The 3,309-nt window shown below is 65.8% G+C and carries 5 protein-coding genes; 4 read left to right on the forward strand and 1 reads right to left on the reverse strand.

Going from position 1 to position 3,309, the window contains the following annotated elements:
• The coding region (gene rpsT, locus GPA_RS01485) for a 30S ribosomal protein S20 (protein ID WP_167536577.1) at positions 1-147 on the reverse strand (147 nt) is incomplete at its 3' end.
• Positions 148-538: 391 nt separating this feature from the next.
• Here rpsT and lepA point away from each other — a divergent pair.
• The 4 genes from lepA to GPA_RS01505 form a co-directional block, all read left to right on the forward strand.
• The gene (lepA, locus tag GPA_RS01490) at positions 539-2,344 is read left to right on the forward strand and encodes a translation elongation factor 4 (protein ID WP_015538741.1); all 1,806 of its coding nucleotides are present in this window, start codon (positions 539-541) and stop codon (positions 2,342-2,344) included.
• 1 nt (position 2,345) lies between these two features.
• Positions 2,346-2,576 (forward strand): hypothetical protein, encoded by a 231-nt coding sequence (locus GPA_RS01495; RefSeq protein ID WP_015538742.1) that lies wholly within the window; start codon positions 2,346-2,348, stop codon positions 2,574-2,576.
• Positions 2,577-2,585: 9 nt separating this feature from the next.
• The gene (locus GPA_RS01500) at positions 2,586-2,786 is read left to right on the forward strand and encodes a hypothetical protein (RefSeq protein ID WP_015538743.1); all 201 of its coding nucleotides are present in this window, start codon (positions 2,586-2,588) and stop codon (positions 2,784-2,786) included.
• Between the two features lie 57 nt (positions 2,787-2,843).
• A partial coding sequence (locus GPA_RS01505; RefSeq protein ID WP_197533054.1) for a nitroreductase family protein occupies positions 2,844-3,309 on the forward strand: 466 nt, incomplete at its 3' end.

Raw genomic sequence — 3,309 nt, forward strand, 5'->3', positions numbered from 1 at the left:
GGCGTAGGCCTCGGCGCCGTTGCCGGCGGCCACGGCGTCCTTCACGCGGCGGGTCGCGGTCTTGAGCTCGCTCTTGACCGCGCGGTTGCGCATGCGGGCCTTCTCGTTGGTGATGATGCGCTTCTTCTGGCTTTTGATGTTCGCCATGTGGTTCGTTCCTCCAAAAAAATCGTTTTACCTTGTCTTGCGATACGAATCGCGCTGCGCCTCCAGCGATACGGGCGGGCGATGCCCTCCGCGTGGCCGCAAGGTGGCCGATTGCCTCGCAACAAGGCCCCGGAGGAGCCTCCCGCGCCGGGCGCGGGCGTTGGCGATGCGATGGAAACAGGCGGGATTTCTCTGTTTCGCAGACCAATCGGTCACCAGCGAGGACGAATCCGTAATGCAGCCACGTCTGCAGATTTGGCGATAAGATCATCGCACGCACGTATCGCTGGATACACAATGCGATAGAATACCAAACGTTGACCCTGTTTTCACGGGGAAATTCCCGAAAACACGTTTTTCGCCCGTGCACCGCCCGAAGAAGAAAGCTACTATGACCACCGACCCGAACCTCATCCGCAACTTCTCCATCATCGCGCACATCGACCACGGCAAGTCGACGCTGTCCGACCGCATCCTCGAGCTCACCGGCACCGTGGCGAGCCGCGACATGCAGGAGCAGCTGCTCGACAGCATGGACATCGAGCGCGAGCGCGGCATCACCATCAAGAGCCAGGCCGTGCGCGTGGACTACACGGCCGACGACGGCCAGACCTACCAGTTCAACCTCATTGACACGCCGGGCCATGTGGACTTCACCTACGAGGTGTCCCGCTCGCTGGCCGCGTGCGAGGGCGCCGTGCTCGTGGTGGACGCCACCCAGGGCGTGGAGGCGCAGACCGTGGCCAACGCCATGATGGCCATGAACGCGAACCTGGAGATCATCCCGCTCATCAACAAGATCGACCTGCCGGCCGCCGAGCCCGACCGCGTGCGCGAGGAGATAGAGGAGGGCCTCGCCATACCCGCCGACGACGCCGTGCTCGCCTCCGGCAAGACCGGCGCGGGCGTGCACGACCTGCTCGAGGCCGTGGTGTACAACATCCCCGCGCCCGAGGGCGACGCGCACGCACCCCTGCGTGCGCTCATCTTCGACTCGTACTTCGACCCCTACCGCGGCGTGGTGGCGCTCATCCGCGTGGTGGACGGCTCGCTCAAGAAGGGCGACCGCGTGCTCATGATGGCCACCGGCACCGAGGTGCTCGTGGAGGAGGTGGGTGCGCGCCGCCCGGCGGAGACGGCCATGCCCGAGCTCTCGGTGGGCGAGGTGGGATACCTGGTCACGGGCCTCAAGGACGTGCGCCAGGTGAAGGTGGGCGACACGATCACCGCCGTGCGCGGCGGCGTGGAGAAGCCCCTGCCCGGCTACCGCGACGCCAAGCCCATGGTGTTCACGGGCCTGTTCCCCATCGACGGCGACCAGTACGAGCCCTTGAAGGAGGCGCTGGAGAAGCTCTCGCTCAACGACCCCGCGCTCATGTGGGAGCCGGAGAAGTCCCACGCGCTCGGCTTCGGCTTCCGCGTGGGCTTCCTCGGCCTTCTGCACATGGAGGTCATCAAGGAGCGCCTCGAGCGCGAGTTCGGCCTGGACCTCTTGGCCACGGCGCCCTCAGTGGAGTACCACGTGTACCGCGCCGGCGGCGAGATGATCAGCCTGCACTCGCCCCAGGAGATGCCCGACCCCGGCGAGATCGAGCGCATCGAGGAGCCCTACCTCAAGGCGAAGATACTCATCCCGCCCGACTACGTGGGCGCCGTCATGGAGCTCACCACGGCGCGGCGCGGCACGTTCGTCACCATGAACTACCTCTCTCCCACGACGGTGGAGATGATCTGGGAGATACCGCTGTCGGAGCTCATCATGGACTACTTCGACAAGCTCAAGTCCAACACGAAGGGCTACGCGAGCCTCGACTACGACTTCGACGGCTACAAGCCCTCCAAGCTGGTGAAGCTGGATATCCTGCTGTCCGGCAAGCCGGTGGACGCGCTGTCGTTCATCATCCACAAGGACAAGGCCTACGACCGCGGCCGCGTGCTCACCGAGAAGCTGCGCGGCATCATCCCGCGCCAGATGTTCGAGGTGCCCATCCAGGCCGCCATCGGCGGGCGCGTGCTGGCCCGCGAGACGGTGAAGGCGAAGCGCAAGGACGTGCTGGCGAAGTGCTACGGCGGCGACATCAGCCGCAAGCGCAAGCTCTTGGAGAAGCAGAAGGCCGGCAAGAAGCGCATGAAGAACATCGGCAACGTGGAAGTGCCGCAGGAGGCCTTCATGGCCATTTTGAAGGTGGACGATTAGGATGGGCACGACGGCTATTGCGATGGCCGCACTAGCCGTCGTCGCCTTTTTAGTCCTCGCCGTGGTGTTGTGGAGGGGCAATGTCGAGATCATCTCGGGGTTTCCCGAAGAAGCGGGTTCGCTCAAGGAGGCCGACCGAAAAAGCATGGGCCGCGGCCTGGCTGCCCTGGTTCTGTTCCTCATGTTTGTGGCGGTTTTGATGATATTCGCATTATCGCAGTTCGAAGGTTAGGAACGATATATGGCACGGAAAGGCAAGGAAGAGTTCGACTGGCTGGACGACCCGTTCGACGAGAAGAAGGCTGCGCGCGAGCAGGTGCGGTCCTCCACGTCGGGCGGCACGAAGATGGTGCTCGGCTGTGGCTGCCTGCTGGCCGTGGCGGGCATCGTGGTGCTGCTGGTGCTCGCAGGCGTCAGCATGATCGACCTGCTGGCCGCCTAGCGCCGGGATGCGCCTGCGCCCGGCCGCCCTCGAACCGGCATGAGAAGGAGGAGCCCCGTGAGAGAGAACCCCGTCATCGAGAACATCCTGTCCCGCCGCTCCGTGCGCGCGTTCCGGGACGAGCCGGTCGCGCGCGAGGACCTGGAGGCCGTCGTCGCGTGCGGGCAGTGGGCTCCCTCGGCGAACAACCGGCAGGAGTGGACGTTCGTGGTGGTGGACGACCGCGCCCGCATCGCCCGGCTGTCAGCGGTTGTTCGCGAGGCGCTGGGCCGCGACGCCTACGACATGTACGGCCCTGCGGCCATCGTGATCGTGGCGCACGAGAAGGGCGCCCCGTTCGGCCGCGAGGACGACGGCTGCGCGATGCAGAGCATGATGCTGGCCGCCCACAGCCTGGGCCTGGGCAGCGTGTGGATCAACCAGCTGCAGGGCATCTGCGACGAGCCCGCCGTGCGCGCGGAGCTCGACGCGCTCGGCGTGCCGGCCACCTCCGAGGTGCACGGCGTGTGCGCCCTCGGCCACG

The organism is Gordonibacter pamelaeae 7-10-1-b, assembly GCF_000210055.1.
Lineage (GTDB): Bacteria > Actinomycetota > Coriobacteriia > Coriobacteriales > Eggerthellaceae > Gordonibacter > Gordonibacter pamelaeae.

Excerpts from the sequence above, each read along its gene's own strand:
- GPA_RS01495 (WP_015538742.1), top strand. The coding sequence starts at position 2,346 with ATGGGCACGACGGCTATTGCGATGGCCGCACTAGCCGTCGTCGCCTTT.
- GPA_RS01500 (WP_015538743.1), top strand. The coding sequence starts at position 2,586 with ATGGCACGGAAAGGCAAGGAAGAGTTCGACTGGCTGGACGACCCGTTC.
- lepA (WP_015538741.1), top strand. The coding sequence starts at position 539 with ATGACCACCGACCCGAACCTCATCCGCAACTTCTCCATCATCGCGCAC.